The organism is Pantoea sp. MHSD4, from assembly GCF_021043305.1.
Lineage (GTDB): Bacteria > Pseudomonadota > Gammaproteobacteria > Enterobacterales > Enterobacteriaceae > Pantoea > Pantoea eucalypti.
On sequence record NZ_JAJNDH010000002.1, the window covers coordinates 458,294 to 478,109 of the forward strand.

Here is a 19,816-nt window from a genome sequence, read left to right on the forward strand (position 1 = left end):
TGATGAGCGACAGGCAAACGTTACCGCCGCTGGCCCCTGAACAGGTACTCGCGGTGCGCGATCTCAATGTGCGTTTTCAGCACGAAGACACCGTCACGGATGCGGTGCGTCATTTGTCACTCGATCTGTTTCGGGGCGAAACGCTGGCGCTGGTGGGGGAGTCAGGTTCGGGGAAATCGGTCACCTCGCTGGCGCTGATGAGACTGATTGAGCAGGCGGGCGGAATCGTCAGCGGAGAAGTGCAATTGCGCCGTCGCAACGGCGACGTGCTGGATCTGATGCGCGCCTCAAAAGGTCAGATGCGCCGGGTGCGCGGCGCGGATATGGCGATGATCTTTCAGGAGCCGATGACCTCACTGAATCCGGTCTTCTCCGTGGGCGAGCAGATTGCCGAATCCATTCGTCTGCACCAGGGCCTGAGCCACGCCGGGGCGCTGGCAGAGGCGCGCCGGATGCTGGATCTGGTGCGCATTCCCGATGCGCAGAATGTCTTATCCCGCTTTCCGCATCAGTTGTCGGGTGGGATGCGCCAGCGCGTGATGATTGCGATGGCGCTCTGCTGCAAGCCGGCGTTACTGATTGCCGATGAACCGACCACCGCGCTTGACGTCACCATTCAGGCGCAGATTCTGCAGCTCATCCGCGTGCTGCAAAAAGAGATGCAGATGGGGGTGATTTTTATCACTCACGATATGGGCGTGGTCGCCGAGATGGCCGACCGGGTTCAGGTGATGTATCGCGGCGAAGTAGTGGAAAATGCTCCGGTCGCCGAGCTGTTCAGCGCACCACAGCAGCCCTATACCCAGGCGCTGCTGGCGGCGGTGCCAAAGCTCGGCTCGATGCAGGGACAGCCTTTGCCCGCCAAATTCCCCTTGCTGCACAGTGATGCCGTTGATGATGTGCCGCAGGATACGGTACGCCGCCTGCAGCCGCCGATTTTGCAGGTGCGCGATCTGGTCACCCGCTTTGATATTCGCGGTGGTCTGCTGAATCGGGTTAAAAGCCGGGTTCATGCCGTCGAAAAAGTCAGTTTTGATCTCTATGCCGGTGAGACGCTTGCACTGGTGGGGGAGTCTGGCTGTGGTAAATCGACCACCGGCCGCTCGCTGCTGAAGCTGGTGGCCAGTCAGGGCGGCACGCTGACGTTTGACGGCCAGCGAATAGATCATCTCTCCGGTGCCGCGCTGGCCCATCTGCGGCGTGATATTCAGTTTATCTTCCAGGATCCCTACGCCTCGCTGGATCCCCGGCTGACGGTCGGCTTCTCCATTATGGAGCCGCTGCTGGTCCACAAGGCGATGCCGCGTCGCGAGGCGGAGCAGCGCGTTGCCTGGTTGCTGGATAAAGTGGGACTGCTGCCGGAACATGCTCAGCGTTATCCGCATGAATTTTCTGGCGGGCAGCGTCAGCGCATCTGTATAGCCCGCGCGCTGGCGCTGAACCCCAAAGTGGTGATTGCCGACGAGTCCGTCTCGGCGCTGGATGTGTCGATTCAGGCGCAGATTATTAATCTGATGCTCGACCTGCAGCGCGAGTTTGGCATCGCATTCCTGTTTATTTCCCACGATATGGCGGTGGTGGAGCGTATCAGCCACCGCGTGGCGGTGATGTATCTCGGTCAGATTGTCGAGATGGGGCCGCGTCAGGCGGTGTTTGAACAGCCTCAGCATCCCTACACCCGAAAACTCATGGCAGCGGTGCCGGTCGCCGATCCGGCTCACCGGCGTCGTGAACGCGCCTTACTGGTCGATGAGATCCCCAGCCCGATCCATGCGTTAGGGGATGAACCTGAAGTGGCGCCGCTGATGGAGGTGGCTCCGGGCCATTTCGTCGCCCGCCACATTATCAGCGCGACCTGAACAGTGACAATGTCGCCCCGGCGACCAACCCGACAGGGATTACAGGAGAACAAGATGCAGATGACTATGCGTAAAGGGTTACTGGCAGCTGGCGTGTTAAGCAGCGCAATGACATTGCCCGCCTGGGCAGCACAGGATGCGGTGATTGCCGTCGCGTCCAACTTCACCACGCTCGATCCCTATGACGCCAATGACACACTGTCGCAGGCGGTCGCGAAATCCTTCTATCAGGGTCTGTTTGGCTTCGATAAGGATATGAAACTGACTAACGTGCTGGCAGAGAGCTATCAGGCCAGCGCCGACGGCCTGACGTATACCATCAAGCTGCGTCCTGGCGTGAAGTTCCAGGATGGCACGGATTTCAATGCGGAAGCGGTCAAGGTCAACCTCGATCGTGCCAGCAACCCGGATAACCATCTCAAGCGCTACAACCTGTTTAAACGCATCGCCAGTACGGAAGTCGTGGATCCGACGACGGTAAAAGTGACGCTGAAAGAGCCGTTCTCTGCCTTTATCAACAACCTGGCCCATCCGGCGGCGGCGATGATTTCGCCAGCCGCGCTGAAAAAATATGGCAAAGAGATTGGTTTCCATCCGGTAGGAACCGGCCCGTTTGTGTTTGAAACCTGGAACCAGACCGATTATGTGAAAGTGAAGAAGTGGGACGGTTACTGGAAGCCGGGCTATCCGAAGCTGGACAGCATCACCTGGCGTCCGGTGGTGGACAACAACACCCGTGCGGCGATGCTGCAGACCGGCGAAGCAAACTTTGCCTTCCCGGTGCCTTATGAGCAGGTGAAACTGCTGGAAAAGAACAGCAAGCTGGATGTGGTGACCTCACCTTCCATTATGCAGCGTTACATCAGCCTCAACGTCACTCAGAAGCCGTTCGACAACCCGAAGGTACGTGAGGCGCTGGAATATGCCATCAACCGTCAGGCGCTGGCGAAGGTGGCTTTCTCCGGTTACGCCACGCCCGCTACCGGCATCGTGCCGCCTGCCGTCGACTTTGCGCAGACCTATCCGGCCATCAGCTACGATCCAGCCAAAGCCCGTGCGTTGCTGAAAGAGGCGGGTTATCCGAACGGGTTTGAAACTACGCTTTGGTCATCACATAACCACAGCACCGCGCAGAAAGTGTTGCAGTTCACTCAGCAGCAGCTGGCGCAGGTTGGCGTGAAGGTGAAAGTCACGGCGATGGATGCGGGCCAGCGTGCCGCAGAAGTGGAAGGCAAGGGCCAGAAAGAGAGCGGCGTGCGGATGTTCTACACCGGCTGGTCCGCTTCAACGGGCGAAGCAGACTGGGCGCTGACGCCACTGTTTGCTACCGCAGCCTGGCCACCGGCGATCTTTAACACGGCGTTTTACAGCAATCCTAAGGTGGATAAAGATCTGGCCGATGCGCTGAAAACCACTGACCGTGCAGAGAAAGCGCGCTTGTATAAAGATGCGCAGGACACCATCTGGCAGGACCATCCGTGGATCCCGCTGGTGGTGGAGCAGCTGGTTTCTGCCAACAGCAAAAACCTCAGCGGTTTTTATGTGATGCCCGATACCTCATTCAATTTTGATGAGGCCACTCTGAAGTAACGGAGCCGGCCAAGCCTGCGTGGCTGGCCGCAGCTGCAGGATGTTGCATGTTTAACTATTTTCTTAAACGACTGTTGGGGCTGATTCCAACGCTGCTGATAGTGGCAGTGCTGGTGTTCCTGTTTGTTCATATGCTGCCGGGCGATCCGGCACGCCTGATTGCCGGGCCGGAAGCTGATGCCTCCGTGGTGGCGCTGGTGCGTCAGGAACTGGGGTTGGATCAGCCGCTGCCGCAACAGTTCTGGCACTTTATGCTGAATGCGCTGCAGGGTGATTTCGGCCAGTCGATGGTCTCAAAGCGGCCGGTTGCGGATGAGATCGCCTCGCGCTTTATGCCGACCCTGTGGCTGACGCTGGCCAGCATGATCTGGGCGGTGATTTTTGGCATGACCATCGGCATTGTTTCGGCTGTCTGGCGCAACCGCTGGCCTGACAGGCTGGGGATGACGCTGGCGGTATCGGGCATCTCGTTTCCCGCCTTTGCGCTGGGCATGCTGCTGATGCAGGTCTTCTCAGTGGAGCTGGGCTGGCTGCCAACCGTCGGTGCTGACAGCTGGAAACATTACATTCTGCCCTCGATCACCTTAGGTGCGGCGGTGGCGGCGGTAATGGCACGCTTTACCCGCGCGTCGTTCGTGGAGGTGATGCAGGAAGATTACATGCGCACCGCCAGGGCTAAAGGGGTACGCGAGTCGCTGGTGGTGGTGAAACACGGCCTTCGCAACGCGATGATCCCGGTGGTGACGATGATGGGGCTGCAGTTTGGTTTTCTGCTGGGGGGATCGATCGTCGTCGAAGTGGTGTTTAACTGGCCGGGACTGGGCCGTCTGCTGGTCGACTCGGTGGCGATGCGCGACTATCCGGTTATTCAGGCAGAGGTGCTGCTGTTTTCACTGGAGTTTATTCTGATCAATCTGTTTGTCGACATGCTCTATGCGGTGATCAATCCCGCTATTCGCTTTAAGGAGTCGCGATGAAAAACTGGCGACGTGAAGCGGCCCTGAAAACAATGCCGCTGATTGCGGAGAACCGGGTTCGTACGCCATGGCGAGAGTTCTGGCGGCGCTTCCGGCAGCAGCCGGTGGCGCTGCTGGCCGGCGCGTTTGTACTGCTGCTGATTGTGCTGGCGGTTATCGCTCCGTGGATTGCGCCGTTCGACGCAGAGAACTACTTCGATTATGACCGGCTCAATGAGGGCCCGTCCCTGATTCACCTGTTTGGTGTCGATTCGCTGGGTCGTGATATTTTCAGCCGGGTGCTGGTCGGGACGCGTATTTCCCTGATTGCCGGTTTCTTTTCGGTGGTGATCGGCGCATTGATTGGCACGCTGTTTGGGCTGCTTGCCGGGTATTACGAAGGCTGGTGGGACCGCATTACCATGCGCATCTGTGACGTGCTGTTCGCGTTTCCCGGCATCCTGCTGGCAATTGCGGTGGTGGCGATCATGGGCAGCGGCATGAGCAACGTGATTGTGGCGGTGGCTATCTTCAGTATTCCCGCCTTTGCCCGCCTGGTGCGCGGCAATACGCTGGTGCTGAAGCATCAGACCTATATTGAGTCAGCACGCAGTATTGGCGCGTCTGACTGGACCATTCTGATGCGGCATATCCTGCCCGGTACGGTATCGCCGATTGTGGTCTATTTCACCATGCGGGTCGGCACTTCGATCATCACCGCTGCCAGCCTGTCGTTTCTGGGGCTGGGTGCACAACCGCCCACACCGGAGTGGGGCGCGATGCTGAATGAGGCGCGGGCCGACATGGTGATTGCGCCTCATGTAGCGATTTTCCCCAGTCTGGCCATTTTCTTCACGGTTCTGGCATTTAATTTACTGGGAGACGGGCTGCGTGACGCACTTGATCCTAAACTAAAGAGATGAAACCTTTCGATTATGATCAGGACTTCAGCACGATTGATTTCCGCCAGCATCCCGAGCGTTATCAGGTCGGGCGAGGCGAGCAGGGTGTGCTGATGGTCGAGCCTTATAAGAGCGAAATTCTGCCGCACTGGCGTTTTCGCACTGTCCCCATTGCTGAAGAGTCGGCTGAGAAAATCATGGCGCTGTTTGAGGATTACCGGCGTCAGGATGATTTTGTCGGTATGGATATGGCGCGCAAATTTATCCAGATGGGGTATACCCGAGCGCGTCGCTACAGCAATCATAAAGGCGGACGCAAGTATGACGCAGACGGCAAAGAGCTGCCGCGCGGCGTCAACGAAGAGAAAGCCGCAGCGGCGGCCATTTTCAAAGCGTACTGGGATAAACTTCGGGAAGATGAGGACTATCTGAAACGTAAAAAAGCGCATCAGCAACAGTATGGCTGAGTGCTGATTCCCCCCGGCGGCCTGTCGCGCAGCATTGCGGTTCAGGCGGCCCTCCAGCGTGTGCCACATCCGCTGACGTAAAAGTGAAAGTACGTCCACCTGCTATGTCGTGCGTAAAGTAGTGAAAAAACGCGTAAAAGCGGAGCGCGATCTCAGGTAAAAAAAGCAGACGGATCAAACGTTACCTTTTCCAGTAACTTCCCGTGCTATAAAAAGAAATCAACCAGGATGCTTCTGGCTGACCGATAAGCGAAACGCTGACAGTGGCGATGGTCCAGGGCTGACTGCAAAACTCGGGTTGATATTCACTTGTTTTCATTAATAATAAACCAGCAAACCCCACTGAGGAGGCTATGCTCCTCAGGTAATGAAATGGATAATGTGAGAGCTAAATAATGAAAGAGATCATCAACGGATTTCTGAATTTCCAGCAGAATGTGTTTCCTGAAAGGAAGGATCTTTTCAAAAGCCTGGCGTCAAATCAAAATCCGAAAGCGCTGTTCATCTCCTGTTCAGACAGCCGTCTGGTGCCTGAACTGGTAACACAGCAGGAGCCAGGAGAGCTGTTCGTTATCCGCAATGCGGGCAACATCGTTCCCTCATTCGGCCCGGAGCCAGGCGGTGTCTCTGCCACTATCGAATATGCGGTTGTCGCACTGGGTGTCTCCGACATCATCATCTGTGGTCACTCTAACTGTGGTGCCATGAATGCCATCGCCTCCTGCGCCTGCATGGATACCATGCCAGCGGTTGAGCACTGGCTGCGTTATGCCGATGCGGCAAAAGCGGTGGTTGAGCAGCGTCAGTATGACTCGCCAGAGAAGAAGCTGAACGAAATGGTCAAAGAGAACGTTATCGCCCAGCTCAACAACATGAAAACCCATCCGTCGGTCTCCGTTGCCCTGCGTAATGGCAAGCTGCGTCTGCACGGCTGGGTCTACGATATCGAAAGCGGCACCATTATGGCGCTGACCCAGGGTGGCAAGCAGTTCATCACCCTGTCGGATAATCCGGATACCTGTTTCGAGTAATGCCTTTCACCCGCTGCGTCCTGCAGCGGGTTTCCTGTTTAATCTTTTGTAAATCCTCAGGTTCACCCCGCGACGGATGACTACGCTTAAGGTCAAGCCATCCTGTCAGGAGATCCCTATGTCCCGTTTTTCGACCGCTCTGCTGCTGAGTAGCGCGCTATTCTGCGCTTCGCCGCTGTTTGCCGCTGACGTGAAAGTTGAGGTATTACAGGATAAGTTACAACATCCATGGTCCGTTGCCTTTCTGCCCGACAACAAAACCCTGCTGATTACCGAACGTAGCGGACAGTTGCGCAGCTGGAGCCCGGAGAGCGGTCTGTCGCAGCCAATCAAAGGGGTGCCGACAGTCTGGGCACAACGGCAGAGTGGTTTGCTGGACGTGGTGCTGGCACCCGATTTTGCGACCAGCCGTCGCGTCTGGCTGAGCTACACCGAGGCGAACAGCAGCGGCAAAGCGGGCGCGGTAGTGGGCGTCGGGACGCTGAGCCAGGATAACCGGCAGCTCAGCGATTTTCGTGAGGTGATTCGGCAGACGCCGATGCTCTCCAGCGGCAACAATATCGGCACCCGGCTGGCCTTTGATACCCAGGGTTATCTCTGGATTGCATTCGGCGATAATTTTGTCAGCAGTGCGGCGCAGGATCTCGATAAGCTTCAGGGCAAGCTGCTGCGGCTGAATGCTGATGGCAGCGTGCCTGACGATAACCCGTTTGTGAAAAAGGCCGGCGCACGGCCAGAAATCTGGGCCTATGGTCTGCGTAATCCGCAGGGACTGGCGCTTAACCCCTGGACCGGCATGATATGGGAAAACGAGCATGGCCCGCGAGGCGGCGATGAAGTGAATATCATGGCCCGGGGCAAGAATTACGGCTGGCCGCTGGCGACGTACGGCATTGACTACAATGGCGACAACGTGCCGGAGTCAAAAGGCACTCATGTCGCGGGCACCGAACAGCCGCTGTATCACTGGAAAGTTTCTCCGGCTATCAGCGGCATGGCGTTTTATAACAGCGCCCGTTTTCCCCAGTGGAAAAACTCGCTATTCATCGGTGCACTGAAAGAGAAAAACCTGATTCGTCTGAGTATTAACGGCGAAAAAGTGGTGGAGGAGCAGCGGCTGCTGGGGGATCAGAATGTGCGGATTCGTGATGTGCGACAGGGGCCGGATGGCTATCTCTATGTGCTGACCGATGAGGCCAATGGCAAGCTGTTGAGAGTGGGATTAGCGCAGGACGCTGGCGCATCCCGCGGCTAAAAACCTTGTCCATCAGGTGAGTTAATTTTTCAGTCTGCACCTGGCTCTGCTCGCAACCCTCGCGTACTCCATGTGCGTTCCGATTGTTCGGCGCCCAGGCTGTCTGCAAAAATTACGCCCGATGGACACGACGCTGAATCAGCGAGCCCAGTGATAAACCTGCCATCCACGGTTTAACGCTTCCTGGTGTAGCTGCGCATCCGGGTTGATGACATGGGCATGATCGGCCTGCTCCAGGAGCGGCAGGTCGTTCATTGAATCACTGTAGGCCCAGGTGCGCTCAAAGTGCTCCTGCTGCTGCAGCGCTTTCCAGTCACCCAGTCGGGTCACTTTGCCCTCTTTATAGGTCATGGTGCCGTAGGTGTTGCCGCTGTAACGCTCGTCCACGATTTCAACACCAATCGCCAGCGCGCCGCAGGCTCCGAGTTTCTCAGCAATCGGCACCACCAGATGCTCGCCGCTGGCAGAGATGATCATCACCCGGTCGCCGCGCGCCCGATGCCATTCGATCCGCTCGCGGGCGGCCGGATAGACACGAGGCAGGATGTCGCGCTGAATGAAGCGACGCACCCAGCCTTCAACGGTCAGCGTCGCCATGCCCGCCAGCGGTGAGAGCGTCTTATTCATATACTCTTCAATCGACAGCGTACCGGCATAATACTGATTCATTAATGCCTGTTCCTGATCAATCAGTTCGCTGGGAGCAAATCCCTGTGATACCAGCCAGCGCAGCCACAGGCTGGTGCTGTCTTCACAAATGAGTGTTTCATCAAGATCAAAAAGGGCTAAGTCCATGGTCGGTCTCCTCGGCTGACTGGCGTTCAGGTTAGCTGATATTTGTGACGGGCTTAACTCTTCTGCGAAAAATCGGAATTTCACGCAGTTTTGGTGGCGACAGAATCGGAAAAAAGGGGCACGCGCGCGGCGTTTATGCCAGGGTTACTCTACTAAACTCTAAAAAACTTTACGATTCGACGGTTTTTTTCACTGCCGTCAGGGGGTAGCGTTTGAGTGAGAATTTTCTGCCCCTGGAATTTCGATTTAACAAGGACAATCCGGCCAAGCTCATGACAAACACTCGCTTCTCATCTCGCCTGCGGCACTTTGCTGCCACCTCATTACTGATTCTTGCCCCCATCAGCGTTTTTGCTGAGCAGGCTCCCGCCGCGCCCGGCATTGATGCTAAAGCGTGGATTCTGATCGACTACGCCAGCGGTAAAGTGCTGACTGAATCCAGTGCCGATCAGCGTCTCGATCCCGCCAGTCTGACTAAGATGATGACGAGCTACGTAGTGGGTCAGGCAATTAAAGCAGGCAAAATCAAACCGGATGATCTGGTCACCGTCGGACAGGATGCCTGGGCGACTGGCAATCCTAAGCTGCGCGGCTCTTCGCTGATGTTCCTCAAGCCTGGCGACCGCATTCCGGTGCATGAGCTGAATAAAGGAATTGTGATTCAGTCCGGTAATGATGCCTGTATCGCGCTGGCGGATTATGTGGCAGGCAGTCAGGATTCGTTCATCGGCCTGATGAATAACTACGTGAAGGCGCTGGGACTGCAGAACACCCACTTTATGACGGTGCATGGTCTGGATGCAGAAGGGCAGTACAGCACTGCGCGGGATATGGCGCTGATTGCTCAGGCGCTGATCCGCGATGTGCCTGAAGAGTACGCCCTGAATAAAGAGAAAGAGTTCACCTTTAACAATATTCGCCAGATCAACCGCAACCGTCTGTTGTGGAGCACTAACCTCAAAGTGGATGGCGTTAAAACCGGCCATACCTCTGGTGCCGGTAATAACCTGGTGGCTTCGGCGACCGAGGGCGATATGCGTCTGATCTCTGTAGTGCTCGGCACCGCCAGCGATGCGATTCGTTTTCGTGAAAGTGAAAAGCTGCTGACGTGGGGCTTCCGTTTCTTTGAAACAGTAACACCGATAAAAGCGGATGCGCCGTTTGCGCAGCAGCGGGTCTGGTTTGGTGACAAGAGTCAGGTGAATCTGGGCGTGGCGAAAGATGCCGCACTGACCATTCCAAAAGGGCAGATGAAGAACCTGAAGGCGAGTTTCAAACTCAATGCGCCGCAGCTTGAAGCGCCGCTGAAGAAGAATCAGGTGGTCGGCACCATCGACTTCCAGCTGGATGGCAAAACGATTGAGCAGCGTCCGCTGGTGGTGCTGCAGGACGTGCCGGAAGGCGGCTTCTTCAGCCGGATGATTGATTTCGTGATGATGAAGTTCAACGGCTGGTTCGGGAAGTGGTTTTCATAAGTCTGAGGGACGCTGAGGCGTCCCTGCTGACTGCTGGCAAACCCAAATCAGGATGCATCTGGCAGCAATGAATTAGCTTAACGTGCAGGGAACACGGTCAAAGGAGGCAAGCGTCCCGCGCCATGGACAAAAACGCCGGGAGCGTTTTTGAACAACGCAACGCGTTGGCCCCTTTACGGGCGCCCCTCAGGGATGAGGGGCGTACTAAAAACGCCGGGAGCGTTTTTGAACAACGCAACGCGTTGGCCCCTTTACGGGCGCCCCTCAGGGATGAGGGGCGTAATCGCGCGGGCGGAGCGAGCCATGGATGGCAGTTTTTGCGTCTTTCCGATCCGAGCGTGTTTCCTGTGCAGGCTCAGTCTTACAGCAACCAGTCCAGACTTTGTCAGCAATCTCAGGAACGCTAACATGTCCCTTTTTAATCCTGCGTCCAGCCTTTACGAATCGGTACGGCAAACAGCGCCCGATAGAGCGGGTTGATCACTGCCAGCATCCGCTCGCCATAGAACTGCCACGCCAGATGCGACGCCAGACAACTCAGCAGACCCACCAGGAACCCACCCAGCATATCCATTGGCCAGTGAACGCCCAGGTAGACCCGCGACCAGGCGATAGCGCAACCCCCTATCATCAGCACTACGCCCGACCAGAGGCGATGCCAGAAGATAAAGGCCAGCGCAAAGGTGAAAATCGTGGTGCCGTGATCGCTGGGATAGGAGTCATCGGCGGCGTGGTGCAGGAACTGATAGCCGTAACCAATGGCAAAAGGGCGGGGATGCGGCAGCAGATGGCCGACACACCAGGAGATTGCCAGCGCATAAATCAGCGCCATACCGGTTTTCAGAACCAGCGCCCGTTGTGAAGAAACCTGATCGCGCGGTCCCCAGAGCCACATCGCCACAATTAACAGCGGCACAATGGCAATCAGGTCTTTGGCAATAAAGGTCGCGAGGTGTATTAACCAGGCGGGTGACGCCGGAGTGGCATTGATGGCAGTAAACAGTGAGTGGTTCAGCTCTTCCATTTCGGGATACATTCCTCAGCACAAATAGCTAACTTAACAGCGCACCATCCTGCTTTTTAAGACGCAATTCGTCTACGGAAAGGCTCCGAATCTGATAATGAGTTGCACAACTGTTTAAGTTTTATGACCGTTTCGGGTCAGTTTGTGGTGCTGGTGAGTGGCGCAGGGAGGAAAAAAGGGCATAAAAAAACCCGCCAGGAAAAAGACCAGCGGGCTCCACAATTTGGGGATTTCAAAGAAAAGCAGTGGCACTTATTATGACTATCGCTTAACTATAAAGTTCTGGACGCAGGCAAAAAAATTTTATAAAGGCAAAATTGGCCAGATGATCACAATCAGTGTCCCCGCCAGCGTGAGCAATACGTTGGCAATGGCATAGGTTCCGGCATACCCCAGCGCCGGAATATTGCTGCGTGCGGTATCACTGATAATCTCCATGGCCGGTGCACAGGTTCGCGCACCCATGATGGCACCAAACAGCAGGGCGCGGTTCATCCGCAACACATAGGCACCAAACAGATAGCAGATGATCACCGGAATCAGGCTCACCAGCAGGCCGCAAAGTAGCATCAGGGCACCGTCACTGCTCAGGCCGTGATTAATGCCGCTGCCAGCGCTTAATCCTACTCCCGCCATAAACACCATCAGCCCGAACTCTTTCACCATCGTCAGCGCGCCCTGCGGAATATACCCAAAGGTCGGATGGTTGGCACGGAGGAAGCCGAGCATGATACCGGCGAACAGCAGACCCGCTGCGTTACCAATACCAAAACTGAAATTGCTGAACTGGAAAGTAATCAGGCCAATCATCAGACCCACGATAAAGAAGGCGCAGAAAGCTAAAAGATCGGTCATCTGACTGTGAATCGCGATGAAACCAATGCGATCGGCCACACTTTTGACCCGTCGTGCCTCACCGCTGACCTGCAGCACATCACCTTTGTTCAGTATGATGCTGTCATCGATCGGCATCTCAATCTGACTGCGTATCACCCGGTTCAGGAAGCAGCCGTGATCGGTGAGGTTTAACTTGCTCAGGCGCTTGTTTACCGCATTATGGTTCTTCACCACGATCTCTTCGGTTACGATGCGCATATCCAGCAGATCGCGGTCAAACACCTCTTTACCATTACGAAAGCTGGGGTCGAGCCGGGCATGTGCGTCGGGATAGCCGACCAGCGAGATATCATCACCCAGCTGCAGTACCGCATCCCCATCGGGACTGGCGAGAATACCGTTGCGGCGAATACGCTCAATGTAGCAACCGGTCTGACGATAGATGCCCAGTTCACGCAGGTTTTTGCCCCCGCTCCACGCCACCAGTTCCGCGCCCACGCGATAGGCGCGAATGACGGGAAGAAAGACTTTGCGCTGGCTGTCCGCATCCAGACCGCGTTCCCGGGCAATTTGCTGGGCACAGGTGGGCAGATCCTGATGTTGCAGACGGGGCAGGTAGCGTGCGCCAAAAATCAGACTCACCAGGCCAATCAGATAGGTTACGGCATAGCCGAGGCTCAGCTGATCCTGCATGAGTGCGAGCTGCTTTGGATCGGTGATGCTTTGTCGCAGGGTATCACCCGCGCCGACCAGTACCGGCGTTGAGGTCATCGAACCGGCCAGCATGCCAGCGGTGAGGCCAATATCCCAGCCAAAGAGTTTGCCCAGCCCCAGCGCCAGCAGCAGTGCGCTGACCACCATGACGATGGCGAGCATGAAATAATTTTTGCCGTCGCGGAAGAAAATGGAAAAAAAGTTGGGACCGGCTTCAACGCCGACACAAAAAATAAACAGCATAAAGCCCAGGCTCAATGCATCGGTATTGATCGTGAAGTGTTGCTGGCCTAATAAGAGCGAAACGACTAATACGCCAATCGAATTTCCCAGCTGAACGGAGCCAAGACGCAACTTACCCAGACAAAGGCCAAGCGCTAAAACGACAAATAATAACAAAATGTCATTTCCGCTTAACAATCCTGCGACGTTAATATTCACTGTTTAACTTCTTGTTTACATGTAAGCTATTGAAGAGTAGCCTGTTTTTCGTTATCGTGAGCAGGCCGTTGAGGTTCTGTTGTATCAATGCTGTAAATGGAACCTTTACCGCGGCGCTATTCTAATCACAATTATCTTTCTCAGCCATTGGCTGTTTTCATTCGTTGCCACAACGAACTGTTTCTTTTTATTTCCATCTGAACGCATCAGGGATATCAGCAGGTTATTGTCGGGGTTATTTTTAATCAGTGGGGTAGTATGCCGCAGCGCTCTTATCTCTGGACAACCCGCCTGTGCGGCGTGGTGTTGTATAGTCTGGTGTTTGTTTTTACCTGTCGTTTCTGGCAAGTCGGTCCCGGCCCGCTTCGTGGTCAGCCCGAATTACTGCTCTTTATGTTGCCCGGTATTGTGATGGCGTTGATGCAGGTGGAAAGCCCGCTAAAAAGCACGCTGCTGATGGGACTCTGGGGAACGTTACTGGCAGCACTGCTGTTAAACAACAGCCTGTTTATTCACAGTAGCGGATTCTTTTTAGTGGCCTGGAGCCTGAGCGCCCTGTTCTGGGCAGGTTGCGGGGCATTGCTGGTGCGATTGATGCAGATTGTCATGGCGTCACTCAACTGAAGGGTGCCGTTTGATTTCCCACAGCCAGAGAGCAAAAAAGGCGAGACAGAATTTTCTGCCTCGCCTTTTTCATTCCGGCCCTTTGCGCTTACGCGACAAATCCCAGATTCTCTTTAGTCCATGCAGCGAACTCGGTGTAGCCACCGATATGTTTTTCGTCCACGAAAATCTGTGGGACGGTGCTGACCGGTTTACCGGCGCTGGCTTCCAGATCGGCTTTTGTAATGCCTTCTGCGTTAATATCAACGTACTGGTAGCTAAAATCATCGCGCTCAGCGGTCAGTTTATCGGCCAGTTCGTGGGCACGCACACAGTAAGGACAGCCCGGACGACCAAAAATAACAGCAATCATAAAGAACTCCTTGCAGCGACTATTATGTGATGTATGTCACATAACGAAACAGAGAATGGGCACCATCATGCCCGCTCGTATCGCTTAAGGAAAGCAGGATTTGCCTGTTAGTCTGATGCCCGCACGCTATTGCCGCGCGTTCAGGAAGCATCTGAAACAGGGGCTTTTTCGCAGCAGCGGCCTCTATATCCCGCGCAATTTTTGGGTTGTTGACCATAATTGACGCTCAGTAAGCCGCTAAGGCAGGAGGATGTGATGCAGAGTGTAGCCAGATTGCCCCGGTTTGTGGTGGTGATGGAGGCGGCAGGTGGCCTGTTGATTTTAGGCGCGCTGCTGCTGATCAACCACTGGCTTCCGCTGCCAGACATGGCTGACGTTAAAACGCTGGCCACTGTGCTGTTCATCGCTGGCGTGGTTCTGATGCTGCCTGCTGCCTGGCTGTTAATGTGGCGCACCGCGAAAGCGATAGCACCACAGCTGTTCAATCAGATTGATAAAAAAAGATAATTTTGCTGGAGACTTTATGACACCGACCATTGATTTACTGTGCAGCCACCGTTCGATCCGCGCCTTTACTGACCAGCCGGTCAGCGAAGAGCAGCGTGAAGCGATTATTAATTCGGCGCAATCGGCGTCCACATCCAGCTTTTTACAGTGCTCCTCTATTATCCGTATCACCGACAAAGCGCTGCGTGACAAGCTGGTAACGCTGACCGGCGGGCAGACGTGGGTCGCAGATGCGCCTGAGTTCTGGATTTTCTGCGCGGACTTTAATCGCCACCTGCAGATTTGCCCGGATGCACAACTGGGCCGTGCCGAGCAGTTGCTGCTGGGCTGCGTCGACACCGCGCTGATGGGACAGAATGCCATGGTCGCAGCGGAATCGCTGGATCTGGGCGGCGTCTTTATCGGCGGGATTCGTAACAGTATTGCAGAAGTAACTGAACTGCTTGGCCTGCCGAAGTTTGTGCTGCCGCTGTTTGGTTTCTGCCTGGGTCATCCGGAATCGAAGCCGGACGTTAAACCGCGTATGCCACATGCGATGCTGGTACATGAGAATCGCTATCAGCCACTGGATCCGGCGGTGCTGGCAGAATACGATAGCCGCACAGAACTCTATTATCAGCAGCGCGACAGTAACCAGCGTAGTGAAACCTGGAGCGAGCTAATCCAGCGGCTGATCATTAAAGAGACGCGTCCGTTTATGCTCGATTATCTGCATCAACAGGGCTGGGCCACGCGTTAATTCAGAAAGGGAGAGCAGCGATGAAGATAGCCATCCTGTCACGTGACGAAACGCTCTATTCCAGCCGACGATTGCGTGATGAGGCCGCTGCGCGCGACCACGAAGTACAGGTCATCGATCCGCTCTCCTGCTATATGAATATCAATCCTGCCTCGCCAGCGGTTCACTATTGTGGTGAACCGCTGGGTCATTTCGATGCCGTTATCCCGCGCATTGGTAACGCCATCACTTTTTATGGCGCGGCGGTACTGCGGCAGTTTGAAATGTGTGGCAGCTATCCGCTGAATGAGTCCGCCGCCATTACCCGCACCCGTGACAAATTGCGCTCGCTGCAGCTGCTGGCACGAGAAGGCATCGATATGCCGGTGACCGGCTTTGCCTCTTCGCCCGATGATACCGATGATTTGATTGCCATGGTGGGCGGCGCACCGCTGGTGGTCAAGCTGGTAGAAGGAACCCAGGGCATTGGTGTCGTGCTGGCCGAAACACGTCAGGCGGCAGAGAGTGTTATTGATGCCTTTCGCGGCCTGAATGCCCATATTCTGGTGCAGGAGTTTATTAAAGAAGCGCAGGGACGTGACATTCGCTGTCTGGTGATCGGCAATCAGGTCGTGGCCGCGATTGAGCGTGTCGCGAAGGAGGGCGATTTTCGTTCCAACCTGCATCGTGGTGGCAAAGCGTATCCCGTCGAGATCACCTCACAGGAGCGGCAGATGGCCGTGAAAGCGGCAGCCACACTGGGACTGGAAGTGGCGGGCGTCGATATTCTGCGCGCTCATCGTGGCCCACTGGTGATGGAAGTTAACGCCTCGCCAGGTCTGGAGGGCATCGAAACCAGCAGCGACCTTAACATCGCCGCGTTAATGATCCAGCGGATCGAGCAGCAGGCTATCCCCGGGCTCCGTCCTAAAACCGCTGGCTGACGCGCGCTTTTCAGCAGTTTTCGTGGCATCGCCGCGCATTTTTCCGTAAGCTAAGTCGCCTGTTTATCACCCCACTGGGATTTTACGATGGATTCTCTTGTCGTTCCGGATATCGACCTGCTGCGTCGCTGGCTGGATCAGCAAAATATCACCTGGTTCGAATGCGATGCCTGTCAGGCACTTCATCTGCCTCACATGCAAAACTTTGATGGGGTGTTTGACGCCAAAATCGATCTGGTCGACAACGTCATTCTGTTTTCGGCGCTGGCTGAAGTGAAGCCAACGGCGCTGATTCCGCTGGTCGGCGATTTGTCGCAAATCAATGCCAGTTCACTGACGGTGAAAGCATTTATCGACATTCAGGATGATAATCTGCCGAAGCTCATTGTCTGTCAGTCAATGACCACCACGGCAGGATTAACGTTTGGTCAGTTCTCACACTTTATGAAGCAGAGTGAAGAGCAGATCTCCATGGTCATTCTGGAAGCCTTTGCCAACAATTTGCTGATTGTGGGCGAAGAAGAAGAGCACGTTCCGGTGACCAGCGTCCATTCTGTGCTGCACTAAGCCCGACAGGGTCGCCCACTAAGCCGTCCCTGAGACGGCTTTTTTATGCCCGCTATCCGCCGCCGCCTTTTTTTATTCTGCACTTTGCCCTTTAACGCCAGATATTTGTCGTGGTTTATGCCATCAAAGCCGAACCTCATAGCTTAAACATGCATAAAATATCGGTTTTAGGCGTTTTTTACGCTGAGGTCTGGTACAGCATGACGGGTGGGGCTATGCTTGCGGGGCTGTAACAGGCGCGTAACTGCGTCTCAGCTATAGGTTTTTGCTATTAAACTCCCGCTGAATAATGATTCATTGTGTCACTGACGTTTTGTCCGGAACGCAATGCAGGGATCTCTGATTTGCAGCGTTGTAATGACCCGCTCAGGAGGATGGAAAAATATGTTCAACTCACGTCAGAAATGGCTGTCAGCTGTGGTAGCTGCTGCGCTGATGGCCGCGTCGGCCAGCAGCATGGCGGAAGATAAAACGCTGCACGTCTACAACTGGTCCGATTATATTTCGCCAGATACCGTGCCGAACTTTGAAAAGCAGTCCGGCATCAAAGTGGTCTACGATGTGTTTGACTCCAACGAAGTGCTGGAAGGCAAACTGATGGCGGGCAGTACCGGCTACGATGTTGTGGTGCCATCTTCCAGTTTCCTGGCGCGTCAGCTGCAGTCCGGGGTATTCCAGCCGCTGGATAAGAGCAAACTGCCTAACTATAAAAACCTCGATCCGGCACTGATGGAAAAAGTGGCGCAACACGATCCCGGTAACAAATATGCCATTCCATATCTGTGGGGCACCACGGGTATTGGCTATAACATCGATAAAGTTAAAGCCGCACTGGGCGCCGATGCGCCAGTCAACAGCTGGGATCTGGTGCTGAAGCCAGAAAACCTGGAGAAACTGAAAAGCTGTGGCGTTTCCTTCCTGGATGCACCGGAAGAGATTTTCGCCACGGTACTGAACTATCTGGGCAAAGATCCGAACTCCTCTGATGCTAAAGACTATTCCGGCGCGGCCACTGACCTGCTGCTGAAACTGCGTCCGAATATCCGCTACTTCCACTCGTCGCAGTACATCAACGATCTGGCTAACGGTAACATCTGTGTCGCCATCGGCTGGTCGGGCGATATTCTGCAGGCGAAAAACCGTGCTGATGCCGCGAAAAACGGGGTGCACCTGGGCTACAGCGTACCGAAAGAGGGCGCACTGGCCTTCTTCGATATGATGGCGATCCCGAAAGATGCGAAAAACCTCGACGGTGCTTACGCCTGGCTGAACTACATCATGGATCCGAAAGTGATCGCCGATGTCTCTAACAAAATGAACTACGCCAACGGCAACAAAGCGTCGCTGCCGCTGATCAATGCTGATGTCCGTAACAATCCAGGTATCTTCCCGACACCTGAAGCGATGTCGAAATTGTTCGTGCTGAAAGTCCAGGATCCGAAACTGGATCGTGTGCGTACGCGTGCATGGACTAAAGTAAAAAGTGGTAAGTAGTTCGTCCTTAACGGATTGACCTGTCACGCATCAGCAACAGAGGCGCAATACCGGCCTCTGTTGTGCCATTTTTAGCGGCAAATTTTGCCGCAATGTTCCGCCTGGCTCCGGAGAGAACCCTTTGTGAACGATGCCATTCCCCGTCCTCAAAATAAAACCGCAAAAGCGTTAACGCCGCTGCTGGAAATTCGCAATCTGACCAAATCCTTTGACGGCCAGCACGCCGTGGATGATGTCAGCCTGACTATCTATAAAGGTGAGATCTTTGCCCTGCTGGGTGCATCGGGCTGTGGCAAATCCACGCTGCTGCGCATGCTGGCCGGTTTCGAGCCGCCCACCAGCGGCCAGATTGTGCTGGATGGACAGGATCTGTCGCACGTTGCTCCCTATCAGCGCCCGATTAACATGATGTTCCAGTCCTACGCGCTGTTTCCGCACATGACGGTGGAGCAGAATATTGCCTTTGGTCTGAAGCAGGACCGGCTGCCGAAAGGGGAGATAAACAGTCGGGTGGCCGAAATGCTGGCGCTGGTGCACATGCAGGAGTTTGCGAAACGCAAACCGCATCAGCTCTCCGGTGGTCAGCGTCAGCGCGTGGCACTGGCCCGCAGCCTGGCGAAACGCCCAAAACTGCTGCTGCTGGATGAGCCAATGGGCGCTCTGGACAAGAAACTGCGCGACAGAATGCAGCTGGAAGTGGTTGATATTCTGGAGCGCGTTGGCGCGACCTGCGTGATGGTGACGCACGACCAGGAAGAGGCGATGACCATGGCGGGGCGCATTGCGATTATGAATCGCGGTAAATTCGTGCAGATTGGCGAGCCGGAAGAGATCTATGAGCATCCGACCAGCCGTTACAGCGCGGAGTTTATCGGTTCGGTTAACGTCTTCGAAGGGTTACTGCGTGAACGTCAGGCGGATGGCCTGGTGATCGACAGTCCCGGCCTGATGCATCCGCTGAAAGTCGATTCCGATGTCTCGGTGGTCGATAACGTGCCGGTGCATGTGGCGCTGCGTCCTGAAAAAGTCATGCTGTGCGATGAAGTACCCGCCGATGGCTATAACTTTGCGGTGGGAGAAGTGGTTCACATCGCTTATCTCGGCGACCTCTCTATTTTCCATGTCCGTCTGCACAGTGGACAGATGATTAGCGCACAGTTGCAAAACGCGCATCGCTACCGCAAAGGGTTGCCAACCTGGGGCGATGAAGTCCGCCTCTGCTGGGAAAGCGACAGCTGCGTGGTGTTGACGGTTTAAGGAGCGG

At 55.2% G+C, this 19,816-nt stretch carries 19 protein-coding genes; 15 read left to right on the forward strand and 4 right to left on the reverse strand.

What is annotated here, in order from left to right:
• Nucleotides 1–2: 2 nt before the first annotated feature.
• The 7 genes from LQK91_RS08980 (at nt 3) to LQK91_RS09010 (ending at nt 8,060) form a co-directional block, all read left to right on the forward strand.
• Nucleotides 3–1,859 carry a dipeptide ABC transporter ATP-binding protein gene (locus LQK91_RS08980; protein ID WP_105099360.1) on the forward strand — a complete coding sequence of 619 codons (1,857 nt, stop codon included), beginning with the start codon at nt 3–5 and terminating at the stop codon, nt 1,857–1,859.
• Between the two features lie 54 nt (nt 1,860–1,913).
• Nucleotides 1,914–3,449, forward strand: coding sequence for a glutathione ABC transporter substrate-binding protein GsiB (gsiB, locus tag LQK91_RS08985; RefSeq protein WP_105099359.1), 1,536 nt, complete (start codon nt 1,914–1,916; stop codon nt 3,447–3,449).
• Nucleotides 3,450–3,496: 47 nt separating this feature from the next.
• Nucleotides 3,497–4,426: a glutathione ABC transporter permease GsiC gene (gsiC, locus tag LQK91_RS08990; RefSeq protein ID WP_003852314.1), complete on the forward strand. Its 930-nt coding sequence runs from the start codon at nt 3,497–3,499 to the stop codon at nt 4,424–4,426.
• A complete protein-coding gene (gene gsiD / locus LQK91_RS08995; protein ID WP_003852316.1) occupies nt 4,423–5,328 on the forward strand; it encodes a glutathione ABC transporter permease GsiD in 906 nt (301 codons plus the stop codon). Before gsiC ends, gsiD begins: the two co-directional genes overlap by 4 nt.
• Nucleotides 5,325–5,774 carry a DUF4385 domain-containing protein gene (locus LQK91_RS09000; protein ID WP_003852318.1) on the forward strand — a complete coding sequence of 150 codons (450 nt, stop codon included), beginning with the start codon at nt 5,325–5,327 and terminating at the stop codon, nt 5,772–5,774. Before gsiD ends, LQK91_RS09000 begins: the two co-directional genes overlap by 4 nt.
• A 395-nt stretch (nt 5,775–6,169) precedes the next feature.
• Nucleotides 6,170–6,805 carry a carbonic anhydrase gene (locus tag LQK91_RS09005; protein ID WP_003852320.1) on the forward strand — a complete coding sequence of 212 codons (636 nt, stop codon included), beginning with the start codon at nt 6,170–6,172 and terminating at the stop codon, nt 6,803–6,805.
• Between the two features lie 118 nt (nt 6,806–6,923).
• Nucleotides 6,924–8,060: a PQQ-dependent sugar dehydrogenase gene (locus tag LQK91_RS09010; protein ID WP_105099358.1), complete on the forward strand. Its 1,137-nt coding sequence runs from the start codon at nt 6,924–6,926 to the stop codon at nt 8,058–8,060.
• A 138-nt stretch (nt 8,061–8,198) separates the two neighbouring features.
• Here the strand turns inward: LQK91_RS09010 and LQK91_RS09015 are convergent, their stop codons facing one another.
• Nucleotides 8,199–8,855 carry an HAD family hydrolase gene (locus LQK91_RS09015; RefSeq protein ID WP_003852323.1) on the reverse strand — a complete coding sequence of 219 codons (657 nt, stop codon included), beginning with the start codon at nt 8,853–8,855 and terminating at the stop codon, nt 8,199–8,201.
• Nucleotides 8,856–9,127: 272 nt separating this feature from the next.
• On the opposite strand from LQK91_RS09015, the gene LQK91_RS09020 reads away from it, so the two are divergent.
• A complete protein-coding gene (locus LQK91_RS09020; RefSeq protein ID WP_039659304.1) occupies nt 9,128–10,330 on the forward strand; it encodes a serine hydrolase in 1,203 nt (400 codons plus the stop codon).
• A 418-nt stretch (nt 10,331–10,748) separates the two neighbouring features.
• Here LQK91_RS09020 and ybjG read toward each other — a convergent pair whose 3' ends face one another.
• Together ybjG and LQK91_RS09030 are read right to left on the reverse strand one after the other, a co-directional pair.
• On the reverse strand, nt 10,749–11,354 hold the full coding sequence (gene ybjG / locus LQK91_RS09025) for an undecaprenyl-diphosphate phosphatase (protein WP_003849253.1): 606 nt from the start codon (nt 11,352–11,354) through the stop codon (nt 10,749–10,751).
• 303 nt (nt 11,355–11,657) lie between these two features.
• Entirely contained in the window at nt 11,658–13,346 is a 1,689-nt protein-coding gene (locus tag LQK91_RS09030; RefSeq protein ID WP_003849258.1) for an aspartate:alanine antiporter, read from the reverse strand.
• 258 nt (nt 13,347–13,604) lie between these two features.
• On the opposite strand from LQK91_RS09030, the gene ybjM reads away from it, so the two are divergent.
• Nucleotides 13,605–13,970: an inner membrane protein YbjM gene (gene ybjM / locus LQK91_RS09035; RefSeq protein ID WP_003849260.1), complete on the forward strand. Its 366-nt coding sequence runs from the start codon at nt 13,605–13,607 to the stop codon at nt 13,968–13,970.
• Nucleotides 13,971–14,058: 88 nt separating this feature from the next.
• On the opposite strand, the gene LQK91_RS09040 is transcribed toward ybjM, so the two are convergent.
• Entirely contained in the window at nt 14,059–14,322 is a 264-nt protein-coding gene (locus tag LQK91_RS09040) for a GrxA family glutaredoxin (protein ID WP_003849263.1), read from the reverse strand.
• 255 nt (nt 14,323–14,577) lie between these two features.
• Here LQK91_RS09040 and LQK91_RS09045 point away from each other — a divergent pair, with 255 nt between their 5' ends.
• The 6 genes from LQK91_RS09045 (at nt 14,578) to potG (ending at nt 19,809) form a co-directional block, all read left to right on the forward strand.
• The gene (locus tag LQK91_RS09045; protein ID WP_003849267.1) at nt 14,578–14,829 is read left to right on the forward strand and encodes a DUF1418 family protein; all 252 of its coding nucleotides are present in this window, start codon (nt 14,578–14,580) and stop codon (nt 14,827–14,829) included.
• A 16-nt stretch (nt 14,830–14,845) separates the two neighbouring features.
• A complete protein-coding gene (gene nfsA / locus LQK91_RS09050; protein WP_003849269.1) occupies nt 14,846–15,568 on the forward strand; it encodes an oxygen-insensitive NADPH nitroreductase in 723 nt (240 codons plus the stop codon).
• Between the two features lie 20 nt (nt 15,569–15,588).
• The gene (rimK, locus tag LQK91_RS09055) at nt 15,589–16,491 is read left to right on the forward strand and encodes a 30S ribosomal protein S6--L-glutamate ligase (protein WP_003849271.1); all 903 of its coding nucleotides are present in this window, start codon (nt 15,589–15,591) and stop codon (nt 16,489–16,491) included.
• 87 nt (nt 16,492–16,578) lie between these two features.
• Nucleotides 16,579–17,058, forward strand: coding sequence for a YbjN domain-containing protein (locus tag LQK91_RS09060; RefSeq protein WP_003849273.1), 480 nt, complete (start codon nt 16,579–16,581; stop codon nt 17,056–17,058).
• 384 nt (nt 17,059–17,442) lie between these two features.
• Nucleotides 17,443–18,552 carry a spermidine/putrescine ABC transporter substrate-binding protein PotF gene (potF, locus tag LQK91_RS09065; RefSeq protein WP_008925826.1) on the forward strand — a complete coding sequence of 370 codons (1,110 nt, stop codon included), beginning with the start codon at nt 17,443–17,445 and terminating at the stop codon, nt 18,550–18,552.
• A 123-nt stretch (nt 18,553–18,675) separates the two neighbouring features.
• Nucleotides 18,676–19,809, forward strand: a complete 1,134-nt coding sequence (potG, locus tag LQK91_RS09070; RefSeq protein ID WP_003849280.1) for a putrescine ABC transporter ATP-binding subunit PotG — start codon at nt 18,676–18,678, stop codon at nt 19,807–19,809.
• The last annotated feature ends 7 nt before the right edge of the window (nt 19,810–19,816 follow it).

Bases quoted from the DNA above. Each gene is read 5' to 3' on its own strand.
- LQK91_RS08980 (WP_105099360.1), top strand. From the start codon at position 3: ATGAGCGACAGGCAAACGTTACCGCCGCTGGCCCCTGAACAGGTACTC.
- gsiB (WP_105099359.1), top strand. From the start codon at position 1,914: ATGCAGATGACTATGCGTAAAGGGTTACTGGCAGCTGGCGTGTTAAGC.
- gsiC (WP_003852314.1), top strand. From the start codon at position 3,497: ATGTTTAACTATTTTCTTAAACGACTGTTGGGGCTGATTCCAACGCTG.
- gsiD (WP_003852316.1), top strand. From the start codon at position 4,423: ATGAAAAACTGGCGACGTGAAGCGGCCCTGAAAACAATGCCGCTGATT.
- LQK91_RS09000 (WP_003852318.1), top strand. From the start codon at position 5,325: ATGAAACCTTTCGATTATGATCAGGACTTCAGCACGATTGATTTCCGC.
- LQK91_RS09005 (WP_003852320.1), top strand. From the start codon at position 6,170: ATGAAAGAGATCATCAACGGATTTCTGAATTTCCAGCAGAATGTGTTT.
- LQK91_RS09010 (WP_105099358.1), top strand. From the start codon at position 6,924: ATGTCCCGTTTTTCGACCGCTCTGCTGCTGAGTAGCGCGCTATTCTGC.
- LQK91_RS09015 (WP_003852323.1), bottom strand. From the start codon at position 8,855: ATGGACTTAGCCCTTTTTGATCTTGATGAAACACTCATTTGTGAAGAC.
- LQK91_RS09020 (WP_039659304.1), top strand. From the start codon at position 9,128: ATGACAAACACTCGCTTCTCATCTCGCCTGCGGCACTTTGCTGCCACC.
- ybjG (WP_003849253.1), bottom strand. From the start codon at position 11,354: ATGGAAGAGCTGAACCACTCACTGTTTACTGCCATCAATGCCACTCCG.
- ybjM (WP_003849260.1), top strand. From the start codon at position 13,605: ATGCCGCAGCGCTCTTATCTCTGGACAACCCGCCTGTGCGGCGTGGTG.
- LQK91_RS09040 (WP_003849263.1), bottom strand. From the start codon at position 14,322: ATGATTGCTGTTATTTTTGGTCGTCCGGGCTGTCCTTACTGTGTGCGT.
- LQK91_RS09045 (WP_003849267.1), top strand. From the start codon at position 14,578: ATGCAGAGTGTAGCCAGATTGCCCCGGTTTGTGGTGGTGATGGAGGCG.
- nfsA (WP_003849269.1), top strand. From the start codon at position 14,846: ATGACACCGACCATTGATTTACTGTGCAGCCACCGTTCGATCCGCGCC.
- rimK (WP_003849271.1), top strand. From the start codon at position 15,589: ATGAAGATAGCCATCCTGTCACGTGACGAAACGCTCTATTCCAGCCGA.
- LQK91_RS09060 (WP_003849273.1), top strand. From the start codon at position 16,579: ATGGATTCTCTTGTCGTTCCGGATATCGACCTGCTGCGTCGCTGGCTG.
- potF (WP_008925826.1), top strand. From the start codon at position 17,443: ATGTTCAACTCACGTCAGAAATGGCTGTCAGCTGTGGTAGCTGCTGCG.